This window comes from Rathayibacter sp. AY1A3, from assembly GCF_002930975.1.
GTDB lineage: Bacteria > Actinomycetota > Actinomycetes > Actinomycetales > Microbacteriaceae > Rathayibacter.
Genome location: NZ_PSTO01000033.1, coordinates 24,803 through 43,113 on the forward strand (window position 1 = coordinate 24,803; position 18,311 = coordinate 43,113).

The following is an 18,311-nucleotide window of genomic DNA, read 5'->3' on the forward strand; positions in this document are numbered from 1 at the left end:
ATCAGAGAGTCGGCGCCGCGACGGCTCCGCGCGGCCTGCGGCCGACCGCGATCACGGCGACCAGCAGCAGGAAGACCACCAGGGCTCCGAGAGTGACCGGGCCGGTGCCCAGGCCGAGGCCGCTGGTGCTCACGGGGTCCGCGAGCCAGTCGCACACGGACGCTCCGAGCGGTCGGGTGACGACGTAGGCGGACCAGAACGCGAGGACCGCGTTCCTCCCCGTGAACCGGTGCGCGAGGGCCGGCACCGCGATGATCACCGCGAACAGGACGGCGGAGGGCAGGTAGCCGAACCCGAGAGTCGACGCGGTCAGATCACCGGCCGCCGTGCCGAGCGCGAACGTCCCCGAGACGGCCAGCCAGTAGAACAGGGCCCGGCGAGGCGTCGTGATCGAGTGGATCGACAGCGTCCGCTCCACCCGCCACCAGAGGGCGAAGACCACGGCGAGGGCGAGCGCGAAACCGAGCGTGGAGACGAGGTACGGGACCCCGGCGACCACGTGCAGCACGTCGGCGGCCATCGTGCCGAAGACGCTCACCATCAGCACCGCCAACCAGTACACCCACGGGATGTACCGGCGCACCGCGAACTGCAGCGCCAGCGCGGCGAGGAACGCGAATCCGGTCGCGCCGACCACGATCACGGGGTCGAACGCGGTCGCGAGGAAGTCCGACGCCGTCTCGCCCATCCCGGTCGTCAGCACCTTGAGGATCCAGAACAGCGCCGTCGCCTCCGGGACCGTGGAGGAGGCGTAGTGGCCGGCGAGGACACCGCCGCGGAGCGAGGATCGGCGCGGGGCGAGAAGGTGCGTCATCCCGTCATGCTCGAGCAGCGGGTGGACCCGCATCCTGTGCTCTTCGCCGGGGCCGTTGAAGATGCACACAGCGTCCCGGTTTCCGGCCGAGCAGGGCCGTCGCGATCCTTACTCTCGGAAGCGCTCGCGGGATCCGCCGCGGCTCCCCTCCGACCGGAACGGACCCGATGGACATCCTCCAGGCGATCATCCTCGGCATCATGGAGGGACTGACCGAGTTCCTCCCGGTCTCCAGCACCGGGCACCTCACCATCGCCGAGAAGCTGATGGGCCTCCGCGTCGACGACGCCGGGGTGACCGCGTTCACCGCGATCATCCAGATCGGCGCGATCGCCGCCGTGCTCCTCTACTTCCGGAAGGACATCGCCGAGCTCGCCGTCGCGTGGTTCGTCGGGCTGCGCCACCCGTCGCAGCGCACGCGGACGAACTACCGGATCGCCTGGTACGTCATCCTCGGATCGATCCCCATCGGGGTCATCGGGTTCCTCGGCAAGGACCTCATCAGCGGAGGCCTGCGAAATCTGTGGGTCGTCGTCGCCGCGCTGCTCGGCTGGAGCATCGTGATGCTCGTCGCCGAACGCGTCGGCACCCAGACCAAGGACCGTCGCGCGATCACCCGGAAGGACGCGGTCATCATCGGCCTCGTGCAGTGCATCGCACTGATCCCCGGCGTCTCCCGGTCCGGAGCGACCATCAGCGGTGGGCTGTTCCGGGGGCTGGACCGGGTGACGGCGACGAAGTTCGCGTTCTACCTCTCCATCCCCGCGCTCACCGCCGCCGGTGCCTACGAAGCGGCGACCGCCGCGTCCGATGTCAGCGTGAGCGTCGGCTGGATTCCGACCCTCGTCGCGACCCTCGTCTCCTTCGTTGTCGCGTACGCATCGATCGCGTGGCTGCTGCGCTACGTCGCCGGCCACGGCTTCGGCGTCTTCGTCGGCTACCGCGTCGCCCTGGCCCTCGTCGTGTCCGGGCTCCTGCTCACCGGAACGATCGCGGCGAGCTGACCCGATTGCCCGGCGCCCTCCCGCCGGACACACTGGACGGCGACCGACGCTCGTCCATCACTTCCTCGAAGGGGCACCCTGTGCAGTGGAATCTCGAAGTCGTCCCCGTCAGCGTCGAGGACGTCGACCGGGCGAAAGCGTTCTACGCCGACCAGGTCGGGTTCCACCTCGACCTCGACGTGCGGATCAGCGACGAAATGCGCATCGTGCAGCTCACCCCGCCCGGCTCGCACAGCAGCATCCAGCTCAAGACCGGCACCACCCGGCTCGAAGGGCTGCAGCTCGTCGTCGACGACATCGACTCAGCCCGCGCCGAGCTCGCCGAGCGCGGGGTGGACGTCAGCCCGGTGACGCACTTCGAGGACGGAGTCCGCCTCGAGGGCCGCGGCGGGGAGTGGAACGCGTTCGTCTTCTTCACCGACCTCGACGGCAACACCTGGGTCATCCCGGAACGCCCATCGACCAGCTGACCCCGGCGGCCGTGGCCGCGGCGGTCGCGATCTGCGCGGCAGTCTCCGTGGCCGCACTCCGCGCGTTCGGAGTCGTCTCGTTCGCGCGACCGGCGCTGGCGATCCTCCGTGGGGCTGTTCAGCTCGGAGTGCTCGCGGTGATCCTCTCGGGAGTCATCGCGGACCTCCGCTGGGTCCTGCTCTTCCTGGCCGTCATGTTCGGTACCGCGGTGCTCACGGCGTCCGCCCGCCTCGGCCGCACCCGGCGCACGGTCCTCGCGGTCACCGCGGCGATGACGGCCGGAGTCGCCCTCAGCGCCGGGATCGTCTTCGGGCTCGGAGCCGTCCCGTTCACCGGCCGCTACGTCCTCGCGGTCGGCGGGATCCTCCTCGGCGGCGCGATGACCGTCGCGACCGTCACCGGCCGAGCCCTGGCGATCACGCTCGCCGACCGCTGGGAGCAGGTCGAGGGCTGGCTGGCTCTCGGCGCCCGGCCCCGGCAGGCGACGATCGGCCTGGCGCGGGAGGCGGCCTGGACCGGCCTGGTGCCGCTGACCGACCAGACCAGGACGACAGGTCTCGTCGTCCTGCCCGGCGCGTTCATCGGCGCCGTCTTCGGCGGACTCTCGCCTGTGGCGGCGGGCGTCTTCCAGATCGTCGTGCTCGCGGGCCTGATCGCGTCCGGGTCGATCGTCGCCGTCGTCCTCCTGACGATCCTCCGCGGCGCCGTCGCGAAGCCTCGACCCTGACGAGGCGTCAGCTGAGGGCCCGCCGTCGGGCGATCCGGCGCCAGAGGGGCGGCGGTGACGCCACGCGCTCGGTGTGCAGCCGGACCGCGAGCGGCGCCCAGACGATCAGGGCAACGCCGGCACCCAGGAGCAGTCCGCCGACGGTGTCGGAGATCCAGTGCGCCCCGAGGTAGGTGCGGCTGAGCATCATCGCCACCGTGTACACGGCGCCGGCGATGCGGACCCACCAGAGCGGGAAGACGACAGCGAGGACCACCGCGGTCGTGGCGGCGTTCGCGCTGTGGCCGGAGGGGAACGAGCCGAAGTCGGCGTTCACGAGTATCTCCAGCGGCCTGGGACGACCGATCGCGTTCTTGAGGATCTGCACCAGCAGCCCGCCGAGCGGCGCGGCGATCGCGAAGTACGTCGCCGCCCAGCGTCCGCGCCGGATCAGCAGCGCCACGAAGACGATGAGAGGGATCACGATCGTGCCGAGGATCCCGCCTCCGAGGCTGTTCATCACCAGCGACGGCACGAGCCAGAACGTGGACCGGTGCTCGATGATCTCGTTCATCCAGGCGGTGTCGAATCCGAACGGCTTGTCGTGCTCGCGGTAGAAGATCAGCGCGGCCAGGAGGACGGTGAGCAGCACCGCGAGGCCGGCCGAGATCAGCGGCCAGCGTCGCGCTGCCCGGTAGGCGATCTCACCGTCCGATAGGGGATCCCGGTTCGGCATCAGTGTCGTCCTCGTCTCTCGACGCGGAGCGCGCCGGAGGAGTCCACGCTACGAACGTGCGTCCACCTGCGGCAGAGGATTCTCCTGCAACTGTTGTGAAAGCACAGAACCTCAGCCCATCGGCTCGGTACTGACCTGGTCGAACCGCGGTGCTTCGGGTCGTTGTGAGCACACACAACGCAGTACGGCGCATCCCGAGCCGCCGCCCACGTCCCGACTGAGACTCTGCGGGCATGGAGATCTCAACGACGACATCCCGCGCCTCGGGCCGGCGGCTGCTCAGCAAGGTCCCCGAGGTCACCATCTGGTTCTGGATCATCAAGATCCTCTGCACCACGGTCGGTGAGAGCTTCGCCGACTGGATCAACATGGTCCTCGGCGTCGGCCTCACCGCGACCGCCGTGATCTTCATCGTGGTCACCGCGGTGGTGCTCGCCATCCAGATGCGGCTGCGACGCTACGTCCCCTCCGCGTACTGGCTGACCGTCGTCGTGATGAGCGTCACCGGCACCCTGCTCACCGACATCCTCACCGACCAGCTCGGCGTGCCTCTCTGGGCCAGCTCCCTCGTCTTCTCCGTGCTGCTCGTGATCGTGTTCGGCGTCTGGTACTCGAAGGAGCGCACCCTCTCGATCCACAGCATCGACACCACCCCGCGGGAGGCGTTCTACTGGCTCACCGTCCTGGTCACCTTCGCGCTCGGCACCGCCCTCGGCGACTGGACTCTCGAGCTCACCGGCTGGGGCCCCGGCGTCTCGATCCTCCTGCCCCTCGCCCTGATCGCGATCGTCACCGGCCTCTGGCGCTACGGCGCGAACCCGGTCCTCGCGTTCTGGATCGCCTACATCCTCACCCGCCCCCTCGGCGCCAATATCGGCGACTGGCTCGGCCTGTCCCCCGACGAGCAGGGCCTCGGGCTCGGCACCTTCGTCACCAGCATCATCTTCCTGGTCGCGATCCTCGCCACCGTCGTCTACCTCTCCCTCAGCAAGGCCGATGTCGACAAAGGCGCATCCGAGCACCACACCCCGCCCGTCGCCCGCGAACGCCGTTCACTCGTCGCCTTCGCGGTCCTCGCCGTCGCCGTCGTCGGGCTGCTCGCCTTCACCAACAGCCAGCCGCACACCACCCCAGCACCCGAAGGCGCAGCCCCGGCCTGCGATGGGTCGGGAACGCTGTCCGCAGCTGACGCGAAGGCATCCGTTCAGACCGACTTCCCCTCCGCCGACGTGCAGAACTTCCAGACGATCACCGCCGACACCCTCGCCCTCGTCACCAGCGGCGACCAGGCCGGCGCGAAAGCCCGCGCCACCGACCTCGAGACCGCCTGGGACGACGCGGAGCCTGCGCTGAGCGCCGCGAACTGCCAGACGTGGACCTACGTCGACCAGCAGATCGACCCCGTCCTCTCCTCCGTCCGCGCCGGAAGCCCCGACCCGGTCGCAGAGAAGACGAGCATCCAGGACCTGCTGACCACCCTCGCCGGAGGCTGAACGATGCGCTGCGCACCGGAACGCCTCCTCAACCGAAAGCGTGACTCACGATGACCGACTGGCAGATCAACGGCCTCCCCCTCCACCCCCTCCTCGTCCACGTCGTCGTCGTCCTGCTCCCCCTCGCCGCCCTGATGCTCATCCTCGGCAGCGTCTGGCCGGCCGCCCGCCGACGCCTGGGCGTGATCACTCCGATCACCGCCCTCGTCGCCCTTCTCGGAGTCCCGCTCGCCACTCAGGCCGGCGAAGCGCTCGAACGGCAGGTCGACCCCTCCGCAGCACTCGAACGCCACGCCGAGCTCGGCGATCACCTGCTGCCCTGGGCTGCCGGACTGTTCGTCCTCTGCGTGGCGCACTGGCTCTGGTTCCGGACGCGCGGGAGGAACTCCGCCGACACGAGGGGACGGAGCGCCCGCTCGGTCCCCTCGCTGATCCTCGCCGCCGTCGCGATCGTCGTCGCAGTGGGAGCGACTGCGAACGTCGTCCAGATCGGCGACACCGGAGCGCAGGCGGTCTGGTCCACTTCCGAGGACAGCTCGACGCCGGCTCCTGCATCCGGGAGGTGAGCGCCGCGAGACGACGACGCCGAACTGCGGCGGCCGCGGAGCTGAGGCCTCCGGCCGGCCCCGATGCGCGTGCGGATGGTTGACTCGACGGATGCGGAATCGAGTCCTGTTCGTCGTCGGGGTCACAGCGATGTTCGTCGCGCTGGTGCTGAGGCTGGTGTGGCCGGCCGGTGAGTTCGCCTCCGGCTTCTCGCTCCCCCTGCAGCTGAGCGGCATCCTGCTCCTCCTGGTCTACGGGGTGAAGCACTTCACGGGGCGGCCGCGCCGGAGCTGAGCGGCTCATCCCCATCGGGGGTGTAGGAGTTGGGGTCTGAAGCCGCCGGTCTCGAGCAGGCTTCGGGCGATGTAGTTGGTCAGGTTGCGGAACCCGAGTGCGGAGCCGCGCAGGTGTTCGAGCCGTCCGTTGAGCGCCTCGGTCGGCCCGTTGCTGGTGCCGGGTCGTTCGAAGTAGGCGAGCACGCCAGCGGCTCGCTTCTTCAGGGTCCGGCCCAGGGTGGTGAGCTCGGTGAGCACCTTGGGGACGCCGGCGCTGAGGTCGGTGATCAGCTTCTCCATGAGCTCGCGGCCACGTTGCCGGTCCTCGTGGCGATAGGCGGCGATCATGCGCTGGTAGACACCCCAGGTCGCCTCGACCTCGACGTGAGCGTCATCAACGAACAGCGCGCGTAGCCTGTCGCTCTGCTTGTCGGTGAGCAGGTCCGCGCCGGTGTGCAGACCGAGGCCGTCGAGTCGAGCGAAGGCGGTCAGGTCAGGGCGGCCGAAGCCGGCCGGCGGGGTAGCGTCGGACACGTCGAGGTCTTTCGGACGGATGGCGTAGGAACCTCCGTCGTCGGGAGACCTCGACGTCTATCTGCGGACCGACGCGCCCGGCCGACCTACACCGTCATCTGAGAAGACCCCTGAAACGTCTTCGCCGACGACGGGGCCGGCGAGGAGGAGGGCGCGGTGAGCTAAAAGAATGGAGCTTGCTCGGCTTCGACGCCGCCGCAAGCTCCGGTGAAACGGTCGGTACTGGTCGGTCGTCGTCGGTCACCACCGGATGGCGGCGTCCTCCACGCTCGGCGTTTGCGCAGGTCAGCGGCTCGTTCGCCCAGTGGGCGCATCAAGCGATAGACGCAAAGCCGACGTCATTAGGTCGTCCGTTCGATTCCGACAGGCGGCTCCGGCGAACCGTTCTGGTGGTCGCGCGATGCGCTGGCCTCACGGCTCTGCCCGACACCGACGTCGCTCTCCTCTGCGACGGACCCTCGCCGGCTGAGCGCTCGCGGCCGGCATCCTGTCCGTGTGCCGATAGGCCTCGCACCGCTCGGCAACGCAGCGTGGCGTTGCGTCGCGACCTGGCGACGGCTCGGCGGGGCGCGATCGTCTCGTGCGTTGGCGGACTACGGGAGCTTGGACGCGAGGACGTCGGCCGCCAGGATCTCGGGTGCTGCGCCGAGGAGGTGCTGGTTGGCCATCAGGGCTGCGACGATGGCGCCGTTGGCGTGGGCGTCGCGAGCGGCTTCGTCGGGGAATGCATCGAAGATCCAGAAGGTGTCGGCGTGGGTCCTGACCGCGAACCAGACAATCGTTCCTACTTCTTCGTTGGCGAGTGCGACAGCGCCGGCGAGCAGATCGGCGACCGCGTCGTGCTGTTCATCGGCCGCGACGATCTTGGCGACGAAGGCATACGGAAGTGATGCGGGTGTGGACATGAGGGACTCTCCTTGACGTCGGGGTTCTTCGTGGGACGCGTTCAGCGTATGACGAGCGAGGGCCGGTGGGGAGTGGCGTATACGGCAGTATTGCTATTGTTTACGTCATGCGTATCGGACTGATCGCGATCGACGGCTGCTTCGGTTCGGCTATCGCGTCGATCATCGACATCGTGCGGGTGGCCGACGGAGCCCGCGGCGATGTCGACCCGCGGATCGACCCGATCGAACTCGCCATCCTCGGACCGAAACGGCGAGTGACCACGACGGCATCGATGACCCTGTCGGTGGACCACCCGCTGTCGGAGTCCGGAGAGTTCGACGTGGTCGTCGTCCCTGCGCTTGGAACCCTTACGGCCGCCGCTACCAACGACGTCCTCCAGAGCCGAGATGCTCGTTCGGTCATCGCCTCGCTCGGGCGCCTCGACGAGGCGACCACCCGGATCGCCGCGGCGTGCACCGGCGTGTTCGCTGTCGCCGAGACCGGACGGATGCATCATCGGAGGGCGACGACCAGCTGGTTCCTGGGGCCGGAGTTCCTGAAGCGCTATCCGACCGTCGCCCTCGATCTCGACACCATGGTCGTGGTCGACGGGAACCTCGTCACCGCCGGCGCCGCGTTCGCCCACATCGACCTCGCGCTCTCACTCGTGCGATCGATCAGCCCCGACCTGGCCCAACATGTCGCCAAGCTCCTCATCATCGACGAGCGTCCGTCTCAGGCGGCCTTCGTCGCCTACGAACATCTCCGGCACGAGGACCCGATCGTCGTCGAGTTCGAACGCTTCGTGCGCGCCCGCCTGGACGAACCGTTCAACGTCGCCTTCGTCGCGCAGTCGCTCGGCACCAGCCGGCGCACCCTCGAACGACGAGTCCGTGCGGCGCTCAACCTCACTCCGCTCGGCTTCGTCCAACGGCTTCGCATCGAACGAGCTCGGCACCTCTCAGCAACCACGGACTTCACCTCCGCCGAGATCGCGCTACGGGTCGGCTACGCGAATGCCGAGACTCTGCGCTCCCTCCTGCGCAGGGAGCGACGCCGTTCCTGACCTATCGCCATGCCTGTAGCCGGTGTCCTAGCGCTCGACTGGAACCACCTCTCAGCACGTCGCGTCGACGCTCCTGCGTCGCCCCTGGACGACCCACTCGACACGCCCGCAGCACAGGTCATGTGACGTGTCCCGGCTTCCCGGACGGTCGGGGTTGGGTGGCTGTGATGTCGCTGCGTTCTCGTCGAGGGGGTCAGCAGACTCGATCAGGGTCGACTGGGATGAGACGCGAAGGCGGTCAGGTCAGGGCGGCCGAAGCCGGCCGGCGGGGTAGCGTCGGTCACGTCGAGGTCTTTCGGAGGGATGGCGTAGGAACCTCCGTCGTCGGGTGACCTCGACGTCTATCTGCGGACCGACGTTCCCGGCCGACCTACACCCTCATCTGGGAAGAGCCAGCTGAGCTCCGGAATCGGAGGAAGACCCGTGGGCGGAGCGGAGGAGCCGGCCTGGGCGAATCCGGAGCCGGAGGTCGACCGGGCGCTCGCGCGGTGGGCGGCGGAGTGCGCGGAGCGCGCCCTCCCGGCGTTCGAGGAGTGGGACCCGGACGATCCCCGGCCCCGGCGCGCGCTCGACGTCCTCCTCGCCTGGGGGCGGGGCGAGGCTCCGATGACCGAGTGCCGCACGGCGGCCTTCGCGGCGCACGCCGCAGCCCGCGCCGCGACGCAGGCGGGCGAGCCGGCCGCCACCGCTGCCGCGCGGGCGGCCGGGCAGGCCGCAGCCGTCGCGCACATGGTCGATCACTGCTCGCACGCCGCCGTGTACGCCGCGAAGGCGGTCGGACTCCGGGGGAGCGACGCCGACCGGGACGCGGAGCGGCGTCACCAGTGGGAGGGCCTCGACCCCGCGCTGCGCTCCCTCGGCTTCCCGAAGGGGCTGTGACGCCGGCCCGGTGCACCTCACCGGGCCGGCGCCCGCGCGCTCAGCGGTGCGCGGGTCGGAGCCCCAGCAGCGTGTCGACGACCACGAAGGCCGCGAGGCTCGCCCCCAGGAGCGGGAGGAACAGCCCGACCGCGGCGGCGACGACCAGGACGGACGCGACTCCCCACCACGGCGCGCGCCGGAGCGCTCCCCGGGCCGGCGGGGTGCCGCCGAGCCGTCGGGGGCCGCGGGTGGGGCGGCGCTTCCACCACATCAGGTACCCGAGCACGACCATCGTGGCGATGCCGGCCGCGGTGACGAACAGCAGCAGCTGGTTGGGCAGCCCGAACATCGAGCCCATGTGCGTGTCGATGCCCCAGCGGGAGAGCTTGGCGACGAGGCCGAAGTCGGCGAAGTCGACCCGGTCGACGACCTGCATCGTGCTCCCGTCGATCGCGACGCCGTCGACCTCGGTCGGGAAGCTGCGCTGGATCTCCTGCACGACCCAGGCCGAGCCCTCCGCCGCGGGCGGCCGGATCTCGACCAGTCCCGTGTTCACGTTGACCTCGCGGGCGACCGAGAGCACCGAGTCGTAGGCGGCCGGCGAGTAGCCCGCCGTCGACTCGACGGCGTCGCCGGTGGCCGCGCCGTGTCCGGCGTGCCCGGCGTGCTCGTCGGCCACCTCGCCGGTCCGGTCGCCGAGCGTCGTCCCCAGCGAGGGCGTGGTCCAGCCGACTGCGGAGCGGAGGGTCTCGAAGTTCCCGCCTCCGTAGAGCGACCAGGTGATGCCGGTGGTCGAGAGGAACAGGGCGCCGACGAGCAGCCAGACGCCGGTGGAGGCGTGCCAGGAGAACAGGCGCTTGTAGCCGGTGGTCCTCGGCGCGGGGCGCAGCAGGTCCCTCTTCACTCGGGCTCGGCGGAGGCGGATGATCCAGAGGCCCAGGCCGGCGAGGGCGACGACCCCCAGCCAGGAGGCGGCGAGCTCGCTGTAGTAGCGGCCCACGTCCCCGAGGTGCAGCGTCCGGTGCAGGTCGCTGATCCAGGTCCGCAACGGCAGGGCGCCGCTGGTGCCGTAGGCGGTGAGGTCGCCGCGGACGTCGGCGGTGGCCGGGTCGATGAAGACCGCGCGGGTCTCGCTGGCGCCGAGCGCCGGGTCCGCGTACATCACCCGGGTGGTGTCGCCGGGGTTCGGGGCGGGGCGGACGGCGACGATGCTCTGCCCGCCTCCGGTGTACGCGTCGGCGGCGTCGATCTGGTCGGCCAGGGGCAGGGAGGTGTCCGCTTCGGGGGCGTGCAGCTCCTGCGCGTAGACGACCTGCTCGAGCTGCGGGGTGAGTGCGTAGAGCGCTCCGCTGGTCGCGGCGACGAGGATGAACGGCCCGACGAACAGGGCGGCGGAGAAGTGCAGGCGGAGCAGCAGCTGTCCGAGCCAGCCTCCGCTGCTTCTGCGCGGCGGGGGCGGGGTGTCGGCGGAGTCGCGGGGTCTCGTGGCGGTGGTGGTCATGCTTCTGGTCCTTCGGTGCTGTGGCGGGTGCCGGTGAGGGTCAGAGGAGGGTGTCGCCGATGTAGCCGCCCTCGACGCAGCCCGGCGGGATCGCGAAGACGGCGGAGCCGATCGGCGTCGTCCACTCGTTGAGCAGGTCCAGCTCGTCCAGGCGCTTCTGGATCGGCACGAACTGCGCGGTGACGTCGGCCTGGTACGCCGCGAAGATCAGCCCGGAGTTCGAGATGTCCTCGCCCGTCGGGGTGTCGTCGTAGTTGTAGGCCCGGCGGTGGAAGCGCTCGGCGGTGTTCTCCGAGCGGGCGCGCCTCATGTGCGAGAACTCCGGGATCACCGGGAAGCCGATGGTCGTCGTCGCCTCGAAGTCGGGCTCGTCGGCCTCCGCCGTCCCGGTGAGGGGCGCGCCGTTCGCGAGGGTCCGCCCGACGGACTGCTCCCGGCCGCTGCGGTCCAGGCGGTCCCACTTGTCGAGGTCCATCCGGATCCGGCGCAGCACCAGCCCGGTGCCGCCGGCTAGCCAGCCGTCGCGGACCCAGACCAGTTCGTCGAAGTCGACGTCCTCGGGGCGCGGATTGACGGTCCCGTCGACCTGGCCGAACAGGTTCCGCATCGTGGTGCCGGCCTTCTCGGAGCCGTGCGCCCGGCGGAACCCGGTCTGGGTCCAGCGGACGGTCGCGAAGGTGCGGGTGTTCTTCAGCAGCATCCGCAGCGCGTGCGCGATCGTGAACGCGTCGTCGGCGTGGAACTGCAGCAGCAGGTCCCCGTCGTTCCACTGCTCCTCGAGCCGGTCGATCCCGAACGCGGGCAGCGGTGCCAGCCAGGCCGGCTTCGCTGCCTCGCCGGCCGCGAGGGACACGAGCCTCGGCCCGAACCCGAAGGTCACGGTGAGGCGGGCGGGGACCACACCGAGCTCGGGCTCGGAGTCGGCCAGGGCCGGCTGCCCCTGGGTGAGGCGCGCGGCGTCGTCGGACAGGATGCGCAGCATCCGCCGCAGCCCGTCCCGGTCGGTGCTCTCGCGCAGATCGAGGGCGACGAAGGTCGCGTGCGCCTGCGGCGTCGCGGCGACCCCCGCCTGGTGCGCACCGTGGAAGGGGATCGTCTCGTCGCCGTTCAGCGCCGCGGCCGCTGCCGGCGCAGCGCCGGCGCGGCCGAGCAGCTGGTCCGCTCCGATCGCACCGGCCGCGCCGATGCCGGCGACTGCTCCGCCGAGGAGGAGCCGTCGCCGGCTGACGGCGCTGCGCGGGCGCTCGTCGGCGCCGTGGCCGGTGTCGCGGTCCTCGCTCATCAGCCCTCTCCGCCCATGTCCATGTCCATGTCGCCGCCCTCGTAGTCCTCGTTCGCGCCGGCGTAGTCGCGCGCAGGGACGGTGAACTCCGTCGTGGAGTCGTCCGAGAAGGTGAGGGTGACGGTGACCTCGTCCCCGGCGACGATCGGCGCGGCGAGGTCCATCAGCATGATGTGGTTCCCGCCGGGGGCGAGCTCGAGGCTGCCGCCGGCGGGGATCGTGAAGCCGCTCTCCTTGGCGCGCATCACCATCTCGCCCGACTCGTTCGCCACGGTCTCGTGCAGCTCGAGCTCGGAGGACGCGGCGGAGGTGGCGGACACGACGGTGACGTCCTCGGTGCCGGAGTTCTCCAGCTCACCGAACGCGGCGGACATGCCGGAGTCGGCGGCCTTCACCCAGCCGTCGGTGATGGTCACCTCGGTCGCGGCGGGCGCGACCTCGGCGGAGGGGCTGCCGGAGGCTCCGGCACTGCAGCCGGTCAGGGCGAGCAGGGCTGCGGCCGAGAGGGCGGAGAGGGTGGTGACGTGTCGAGTGCGCATGGTGTGGCGCCTTCCTGTGAGGTGGTGCGGTGGGTGGAGGACGTCGGCGGTCACGACGACGTCCGGTCTTCGGTGGTGGTCGAGGGCCGCCCGCGGCGGCGGGTGATGAGGAGGAATGCAGCGACGGCGAGGACCGCGCCGGTCAGACCGATGAGGACCGGTCGGAGGACGTCCGGCGGGGCCTGCGAGGAGGCGGCCGCGACGACGGTCGGCTCGACGGTCGGGGTGGATTCCGCGACGGCCGAGGCCTGCGCCGAGGCGCCGTCGCCGACGGTGAAGGGGACGACGCCCGCGATCGGATGGCCGTCGGCGGAGACCACCCGCCACTTGAGGTCGTAGGAGCCGCCCGGAAGCGCCGCCTCGAGCGGAGCGGTGACCGTCGAGTCGGTCAGCTCGACCGGGCCGGACACGTGGTCGATGCCGTCCACGTCGGTGACGAGGACCAGCGCGCCGATCGTGAGGACGTCCTCGGAGTACGTCAGCGTCACCTCCGCGGGCGAGTTCGTGAAGTGCTCACCGGAGCCGGGAGTGCTGCTGATCAGCTGGTCGTGCGCCTGGACGGGCCCGGCCGTCCCGATCAGGACGCCCGCCAGGGCGAGGGCTGCCAGCGCGGCGGGAAGCCGTCGCAGGGGTCGAGAGGTCATCGGTCGGTCTCCTTCGTGGTGGTCGGACGGGGAGTGCTCCGGCTGTCGAGCCGGTTCAGGTGGTCGTTGTAGGCGGTGAGCTCGGCCTCGCCGTCGCGGTCGGCGCGCCGGTCGTAGCGCTTCGCGGTCCGCTCCTCCGAGCGCACCCACTGCGCGACCACGACCAGGGCGATCAGCACCATCGGGATCTCGCCCGCCGACCAGGCGATCCCGCCGCCGACGCCCTGGTCGGCGATCAGCGCCTCCGTGTCGGTGTATCCGAGCGCGGTCCACCAGGACGCGGCCAGCACGGTGGTCTGCGACATGATCGCCAGGCCGAAGAAGGCGTGGAACGCCAGCGTCGCAAGCATCACCAGCAGCCTCAGCACGTGGCCGGGCCGGTTCGGGCCGGGGTCGACGCCGATCAGGACCCAGAAGAAGAGGTAGCCCGTGGCGAGGAAGTGCAGGGTCATCAGGACGTGGCCCTGGTGGCTGAACATCGCCCACTCGAACCAGCCGGTGTAGTAGAAGACGACCAGGCTGCCGGCGAAGAGAACGGCGGCGACGGGCGCCCGCGACAGCACGGCGAGGTAGCGGGAGCGCACGACGGCGAGGATCCACTCGCGCAGCCCGCGCCCGCCGTCGCGGCGCACCGGCAGCACCCGCAGAGCGAGCAGCACCGGTCCGCCGAGCACGAGCAGCGGCGGTACGACCATCATCAGCAGCATGTGCTGGATCATGTGGGTGCTGAAGTGCACCTGCCCGTACACGGCCGGGCCGCCGCTGGTCGTGTAGGCGAGGGCCGCGCAGCCGGCCACCCAGGCGACAGTGCGCCCGAGCGGCCAGGCGTCGCCGCGGCGCCGCAGCCTCAGGACCGCCGACACGTAGAGGGCGGCGCCGACGACCGCGATCCCGAGCCAGACGGCGTCGAGGTGCCACTGGTCGAGCATCCGCTCGGGTGTGACCTCGGGCGGGTAGCGGAAGCCGAGCAGACTGCGCCGGACGTCTCCGCTGATCGGGTCCTGCGAGACCGGCGGCGCGCTGTTCGAGAGCGCCACCGAGACGCCGATGGTCAGCGCCATCACCACCACCTCGCCGACCGCGATCGCGACGAACGCGCGGCGGTCGGCCGGGTCGGCGCGCAGCCGCGGGATCAGCCGCAGCCGGTGCCCGAGGCCCGCGCCGCCGAGGGCGAGCAGCGCGACGGCCTTGACGATCAGCAGCTGCCCGTAGGGCGTGCCCAGGTCGTCGAGGTCCTCGATCCGGAGCGACGCGTTCACCAGACCCGAGAAGGCGACCGCCCCGAACGCCCAGCCGGCCAGCACCGAGTAGCGCGCGACGACCACGCCGAGCTGGGCGCCGACGGTCCGCCGCAGCAGGATCACCGCGGCGAGCCCGCCGGCCCAGGCCGTCACTCCGATCAGGTGCACGGCCAGGCTGTTCACCGCGTTCGCGTGCTCGTCGGCGCCGGCGGCGTGCCCGGAGAGCGAGAGGGGGAGCAGCGCCAGCACCGCGATCGCGGTCGCCGCCGCCACCCAGGCCAGCCGCCGCGAGAACAGGGTGAGGAGGAGGACGGCCGTCGCGCACGCCGTCGAGGCCACGAGCGTCTGCCCCAGCTCGATCCGCGTGGCGTAGAACACGAGCTGCGTCCGGAAGCCCGGCGCGTCCAGCGGCTGCCCGATCGTGTTCGCCGCCGTGAACACGAGGACAGCGATCGCGGACGCCACCCAGACCGCGGCCGACCAGGTCGCCCAGCGCAGGGCGCGGTTCTGCGAGTACGAGACGATGCCCGGCGCGATGCGCTGCCCGGGCAGCAGGAAGGTGGCCGCGGTGAGCAGGCCGATGGTCAGCGACGCGGCGGAGTCGTGCAGGACCCGCGCGATCGGCAGGCCCCGCGTCACCAGGTCGCCGGGGTCGATCAGCCGCGTCGCCACCGAGAACGCCCCGGTGTACGACAGGCCCAGCAGGGCGACGGCGACCGCCGCCGGTATCGCGAGCAGGAGGGACGCCTCCGCCCCGCGGAGAGGAGCGGCGAGCGGCCGCTGAGGCGGGAGGAGGTCGTCGTCGACCGGTGTCGATGGTTGTGCCACAGGCGTGGCTCCCTTCACGGGCGTCCCGAGGGGACGCTCCACAGACCCCTCCGCCGGCGCGCAGGAGAGCCGGGCCAGGACGATCCGTCCGGGAGGAGTCGCCGAGACGCCGACCGGCCGGCGTCCCTCGGAGACCCCTGCGGGGGAGGAGACGGGTCGGTCAGACGCCGCGGGGACCTCCGGGGAGGTCCTCGCCGCGGCTCGCGTCGATGATCAGGAGGCGGGCTGCAGAGGGGGGCCGCGCCGCAGCGCCGCCTGGGGGAAGACGCCCGAGGCGAGGGGGAGCACGTCGCGCAGCTCGAAGGAGGAGCGTCGCGCGGGTCGAGGAGCGGCCACCGGAGTCGGCAGGACCCGCACCAGGCGGGTGACGAGGTGGCTCGTCGTCGCGGCGACACTGACGAGGAGGGACTCGCCGCGGTGGAGCGCCGCGGTCGTCGCGACGGCGGCGACGAGGTGCGCCGCCCACATCGAGGAGCCGGTCATCCCGCTGTGCGTCATCGCCGCGCTGACGTCGATCACGGCACCGTGGTGCGCGTGCACCATCGGCGCATCGACCGGCCCCGTGAAGGTCCCGATCGTGAAGAGCGTGTGGAACAGGAACTGGCTCACTCCCACCGAGACCGCCAGGCGCACCAGGGAGAGCCTGCGCCCGGCGAGCGCCACGCACACCAGGACCGACAGGACGAGCGGCATCGCGACACCGAGCGGACCCGGGATCTGGCCGCCACCGGCCACGTGCGAGAACAGCGCGACGAGCGTCGCCACCGTCGCCGCGACGACACCCCGGAGGGTGCGCAGCGGGCGCGACGACGACATCTCCCCAGTGTCGCAGACGCCTCCTTCCCGCGGAGGACCGCTCTCGGGCGAGAGGGGCGGCCGGCCGACGGTTCATCTCAGCGGGCCGCGGAGGCTCCGGGGCGTCACTTCTCGGGCCGGACCACCAGCCCGACGCCGCCGCCGCGCCGCACCGGTTCGGCGACCGCGGTCATCCGGCCGGAGGGGTCGACCTCGATGGCGGCCACCGCCCCGATCTGCGCGGCCGAGGTGAAGGTGTCGCCCGAGGGGACCAGCTGCTGGCCGAAGGGAGCGAGGTCGTCGGCGTACGCCTCGATGAACTCGGGCTCGGCCGAGGTCGTCGCGCCGTTGCGCTGGGAGGCGCGGGGCGCTGCCACCGCCTCGGGGAGCGTCATGCCGAGGTCGATGCGGTTGACCAGGGTCTGCAGGACCGTCGTGATGATGGTGGATCCGCCCGGCGAGCCGACGACGAACCGCACGTCCCCGCCGTCGAGCACGATCGTCGGCGACATCGACGAGCGCGGGCGCTTGCCCGGCTCGATCCGGTTCGGGTCCCCGTCGACGAAGGTGGGGGAGAAGTCGGTCATCTCGTTGTTGAGGAGGAAGCCGCGTCCGGGGACGGTCATCGCCGAGCCGCCGGTCTGCTCGATCGTCAGCGTGTAGGAGGCGGCGTTGCCCCACTTGTCGACGACCGAGAGGTGGGTGGTGGAGATGTTCTCGGTGTCCGACTCCTCCGCGGCGGGGGCGGTCGCGCATTCGGAGCCGTCGAGAGCGCCGGGCGCGACCGGGCGGACGGAGGCGGTCGCCGGGTCGATCGTGCAGTCCCGCGAGTCCGCGAACTCCTGGCTGAGGAGCGTCTCGGTGGGCACGTCGACGAAGGCCGGGTCGCCGACGTAGGCGCCGCGGTCGGCGAAGGCGCGGGCGGACGCCTCGAGGTAGAGGTGCAGGGCGCTGCCGGTGTCCTCGGACGCGAGGTCGTGGTTCTCGAGGATGTTGAGGGCCTCGCCGACCGCGATCCCGCCGGAGGAGGAGGGTGCCATCCCGTAGACGTCGAGTCCGCGGTAGGAGACGCGGGTCGGCGCCTGCTCGGCGACCGAGTAGGCCGCGAGGTCGGCGGCCGTCATCGTGCCGGCCGGGGCGGGGAGGTCCGACCCCTCGGCGATCCGCGGGTTCTGGACCGTGTCGGCGATCTCGGCGGCCAGCGCGCCCTCGTAGAACGCGTCCGGCCCGTGGAGGGCGATGGAGGTCAGCGTCTTCGCGAGGTCGAGGTTGCGGAAGGTGCTGCCCACCTTCGGCGCGTCCCCACCGGGGAGGAAGAGCTCGGCCGTGTCGGGGAACGCCTGGAACCGCTCGAGGTTGTCGAGCGTCTGGTTGCGGAAGGTCTCGTCCACCCGGAAGCCCTTCGCCGCGAGCGCGATCGAGGGCGCCAGCACGACGGGGAGCGGCAGGGTGCCGAAGCGGTCGACCGCGGTGTCCCAGGTCGCCACCGTGCCGGGCACGCCGACCGCGACGCCGGAGGAGACGAGGTCCGGGGTGAACGGGTACGGGGCTCCGGTCGCGGGGTCGAGGAACGCGTCCGAGGTGATGCCGGCCGGCGCTGTCTCGCGTCCGTCGATGGTCCTGACCTCGCCGGAGGCCTTGTCGAAGTAGACGAAGTACCCGCCTCCGCCGATGCCGGCGCTGTAGGGCTCGCTCACGCCGAGGGCGGCTGCCGTGGCGACAGCGGCGTCAGCTGCGTTGCCGCCGCGCTTCAGCACCTCCATTCCCACGCGGCTCGCGTTCGCGTCGACGCTCGAGACCGCTCCGCCGTAGCCCACCTGCGTCGAGGGCGAGATGAGCGGTCCGCCGAGGAAGTCGCGGATCTTCTCGGGCGTGAGCCCGCTGTCCTTCAGGTATCCGGAGACGGGCCTGTCGAGAGCGGACGCCGGTGCGGCACCCGCCACTCCCACTGCGACGACCGCGACCAGCGCGATCGCGATCCTGCGGAGCACGGGTGTCGTGGCCATGGCGTTCCTCCATCGGAACTCTGTGGTGCGCGGTCGGCGATGCGGGTCCCCCCAACCTAGGGGCGGGGTGGGGGTGCGGGG

Annotated in this window: 18 protein-coding genes and 1 pseudogene; 8 read left to right on the forward strand and 11 right to left on the reverse strand. The window is 71.4% G+C overall.

Annotated features, from left to right (window positions below):
* Position 1: 1 nt before the first annotated feature.
* Positions 2 to 814 carry a hypothetical protein gene (locus C5C10_RS13895; protein ID WP_104255757.1) on the reverse strand — a complete coding sequence of 271 codons (813 nt, stop codon included), beginning with the start codon at positions 812 to 814 and terminating at the stop codon, positions 2 to 4.
* 167 nt (positions 815 to 981) lie between these two features.
* Between C5C10_RS13895 and C5C10_RS13900 the strand changes: the two genes are divergently transcribed.
* The 3 genes from C5C10_RS13900 to C5C10_RS13910 all read left to right on the forward strand — a co-directional run bounded on the left by C5C10_RS13900 (position 982) and on the right by C5C10_RS13910 (position 3,016).
* Complete coding sequence (locus C5C10_RS13900) at positions 982 to 1,818, forward strand: undecaprenyl-diphosphate phosphatase (RefSeq protein ID WP_104329521.1); 837 nt, start codon at positions 982 to 984, stop codon at positions 1,816 to 1,818.
* 80 nt (positions 1,819 to 1,898) lie between these two features.
* The gene (locus C5C10_RS13905) at positions 1,899 to 2,288 is read left to right on the forward strand and encodes a VOC family protein (protein ID WP_104329522.1); all 390 of its coding nucleotides are present in this window, start codon (positions 1,899 to 1,901) and stop codon (positions 2,286 to 2,288) included.
* 11 nt (positions 2,289 to 2,299) lie between these two features.
* Complete coding sequence (locus C5C10_RS13910; RefSeq protein ID WP_258060598.1) at positions 2,300 to 3,016, forward strand: ABC transporter permease; 717 nt, start codon at positions 2,300 to 2,302, stop codon at positions 3,014 to 3,016.
* A 7-nt stretch (positions 3,017 to 3,023) separates the two neighbouring features.
* Here C5C10_RS13910 and C5C10_RS13915 read toward each other — a convergent pair whose 3' ends face one another.
* Entirely contained in the window at positions 3,024 to 3,731 is a 708-nt protein-coding gene (locus tag C5C10_RS13915; RefSeq protein WP_181067909.1) for a phosphatase PAP2 family protein, read from the reverse strand.
* 233 nt (positions 3,732 to 3,964) lie between these two features.
* On the opposite strand from C5C10_RS13915, the gene C5C10_RS13920 reads away from it, so the two are divergent.
* The 3 genes from C5C10_RS13920 (at position 3,965) to C5C10_RS13930 (ending at position 6,064) form a co-directional block, all read left to right on the forward strand.
* Positions 3,965 to 5,224 (forward strand): hypothetical protein, encoded by a 1,260-nt coding sequence (locus C5C10_RS13920; protein ID WP_104329523.1) that lies wholly within the window; start codon positions 3,965 to 3,967, stop codon positions 5,222 to 5,224.
* 50 nt (positions 5,225 to 5,274) lie between these two features.
* Positions 5,275 to 5,790, forward strand: coding sequence for a DUF2231 domain-containing protein (locus tag C5C10_RS13925; RefSeq protein ID WP_104314232.1), 516 nt, complete (start codon positions 5,275 to 5,277; stop codon positions 5,788 to 5,790).
* 91 nt (positions 5,791 to 5,881) lie between these two features.
* The gene (locus C5C10_RS13930) at positions 5,882 to 6,064 is read left to right on the forward strand and encodes a hypothetical protein (RefSeq protein ID WP_104329524.1); all 183 of its coding nucleotides are present in this window, start codon (positions 5,882 to 5,884) and stop codon (positions 6,062 to 6,064) included.
* Positions 6,065 to 6,069: 5 nt separating this feature from the next.
* Here C5C10_RS13930 and C5C10_RS13935 read toward each other — a convergent pair.
* Both C5C10_RS13935 and C5C10_RS13945 read right to left on the reverse strand, forming a co-directional pair.
* Positions 6,070 to 6,504: pseudogene (locus tag C5C10_RS13935) on the reverse strand (transposase); the annotation flags it as partial.
* A 668-nt stretch (positions 6,505 to 7,172) separates the two neighbouring features.
* Entirely contained in the window at positions 7,173 to 7,484 is a 312-nt protein-coding gene (locus C5C10_RS13945) for a putative quinol monooxygenase (RefSeq protein WP_104329525.1), read from the reverse strand.
* A gap of 107 nt (positions 7,485 to 7,591) precedes the next feature.
* Here C5C10_RS13945 and C5C10_RS13950 point away from each other — a divergent pair, with 107 nt between their 5' ends.
* Together C5C10_RS13950 and C5C10_RS13955 are read left to right on the forward strand one after the other, a co-directional pair.
* Positions 7,592 to 8,533: a GlxA family transcriptional regulator gene (locus tag C5C10_RS13950; RefSeq protein WP_053548963.1), complete on the forward strand. Its 942-nt coding sequence runs from the start codon at positions 7,592 to 7,594 to the stop codon at positions 8,531 to 8,533.
* A 423-nt stretch (positions 8,534 to 8,956) separates the two neighbouring features.
* A complete protein-coding gene (locus C5C10_RS13955; RefSeq protein WP_104329526.1) occupies positions 8,957 to 9,412 on the forward strand; it encodes a putative immunity protein in 456 nt (151 codons plus the stop codon).
* Between the two features lie 40 nt (positions 9,413 to 9,452).
* Here C5C10_RS13955 and C5C10_RS13960 read toward each other — a convergent pair whose 3' ends face one another.
* The 7 genes from C5C10_RS13960 to ggt form a co-directional block, all read right to left on the reverse strand.
* On the reverse strand, positions 9,453 to 10,895 hold the full coding sequence (locus C5C10_RS13960; RefSeq protein ID WP_104329527.1) for a PepSY domain-containing protein: 1,443 nt from the start codon (positions 10,893 to 10,895) through the stop codon (positions 9,453 to 9,455).
* A gap of 40 nt (positions 10,896 to 10,935) precedes the next feature.
* Positions 10,936 to 12,177 carry a Dyp-type peroxidase gene (locus tag C5C10_RS13965; protein WP_104329528.1) on the reverse strand — a complete coding sequence of 414 codons (1,242 nt, stop codon included), beginning with the start codon at positions 12,175 to 12,177 and terminating at the stop codon, positions 10,936 to 10,938.
* Positions 12,177 to 12,716, reverse strand: a complete 540-nt coding sequence (locus C5C10_RS13970; protein ID WP_104329529.1) for a copper chaperone PCu(A)C — start codon at positions 12,714 to 12,716, stop codon at positions 12,177 to 12,179. Before C5C10_RS13970 ends, C5C10_RS13965 begins: the two co-directional genes overlap by 1 nt.
* Positions 12,717 to 12,766: 50 nt before the next feature.
* Positions 12,767 to 13,360 (reverse strand): copper resistance protein CopC, encoded by a 594-nt coding sequence (locus C5C10_RS13975; RefSeq protein WP_104329530.1) that lies wholly within the window; start codon positions 13,358 to 13,360, stop codon positions 12,767 to 12,769.
* The gene (locus C5C10_RS13980) at positions 13,357 to 15,429 is read right to left on the reverse strand and encodes a bifunctional copper resistance protein CopD/cytochrome c oxidase assembly protein (RefSeq protein ID WP_258060599.1); all 2,073 of its coding nucleotides are present in this window, start codon (positions 15,427 to 15,429) and stop codon (positions 13,357 to 13,359) included. Before C5C10_RS13980 ends, C5C10_RS13975 begins: the two co-directional genes overlap by 4 nt.
* A gap of 213 nt (positions 15,430 to 15,642) precedes the next feature.
* On the reverse strand, positions 15,643 to 16,245 hold the full coding sequence (locus C5C10_RS13985; RefSeq protein WP_104329532.1) for a hypothetical protein: 603 nt from the start codon (positions 16,243 to 16,245) through the stop codon (positions 15,643 to 15,645).
* A 104-nt stretch (positions 16,246 to 16,349) separates the two neighbouring features.
* Complete coding sequence (gene ggt, locus C5C10_RS13990) at positions 16,350 to 18,230, reverse strand: gamma-glutamyltransferase (protein ID WP_104329533.1); 1,881 nt, start codon at positions 18,228 to 18,230, stop codon at positions 16,350 to 16,352.
* Positions 18,231 to 18,311 lie beyond the last annotated feature (81 nt).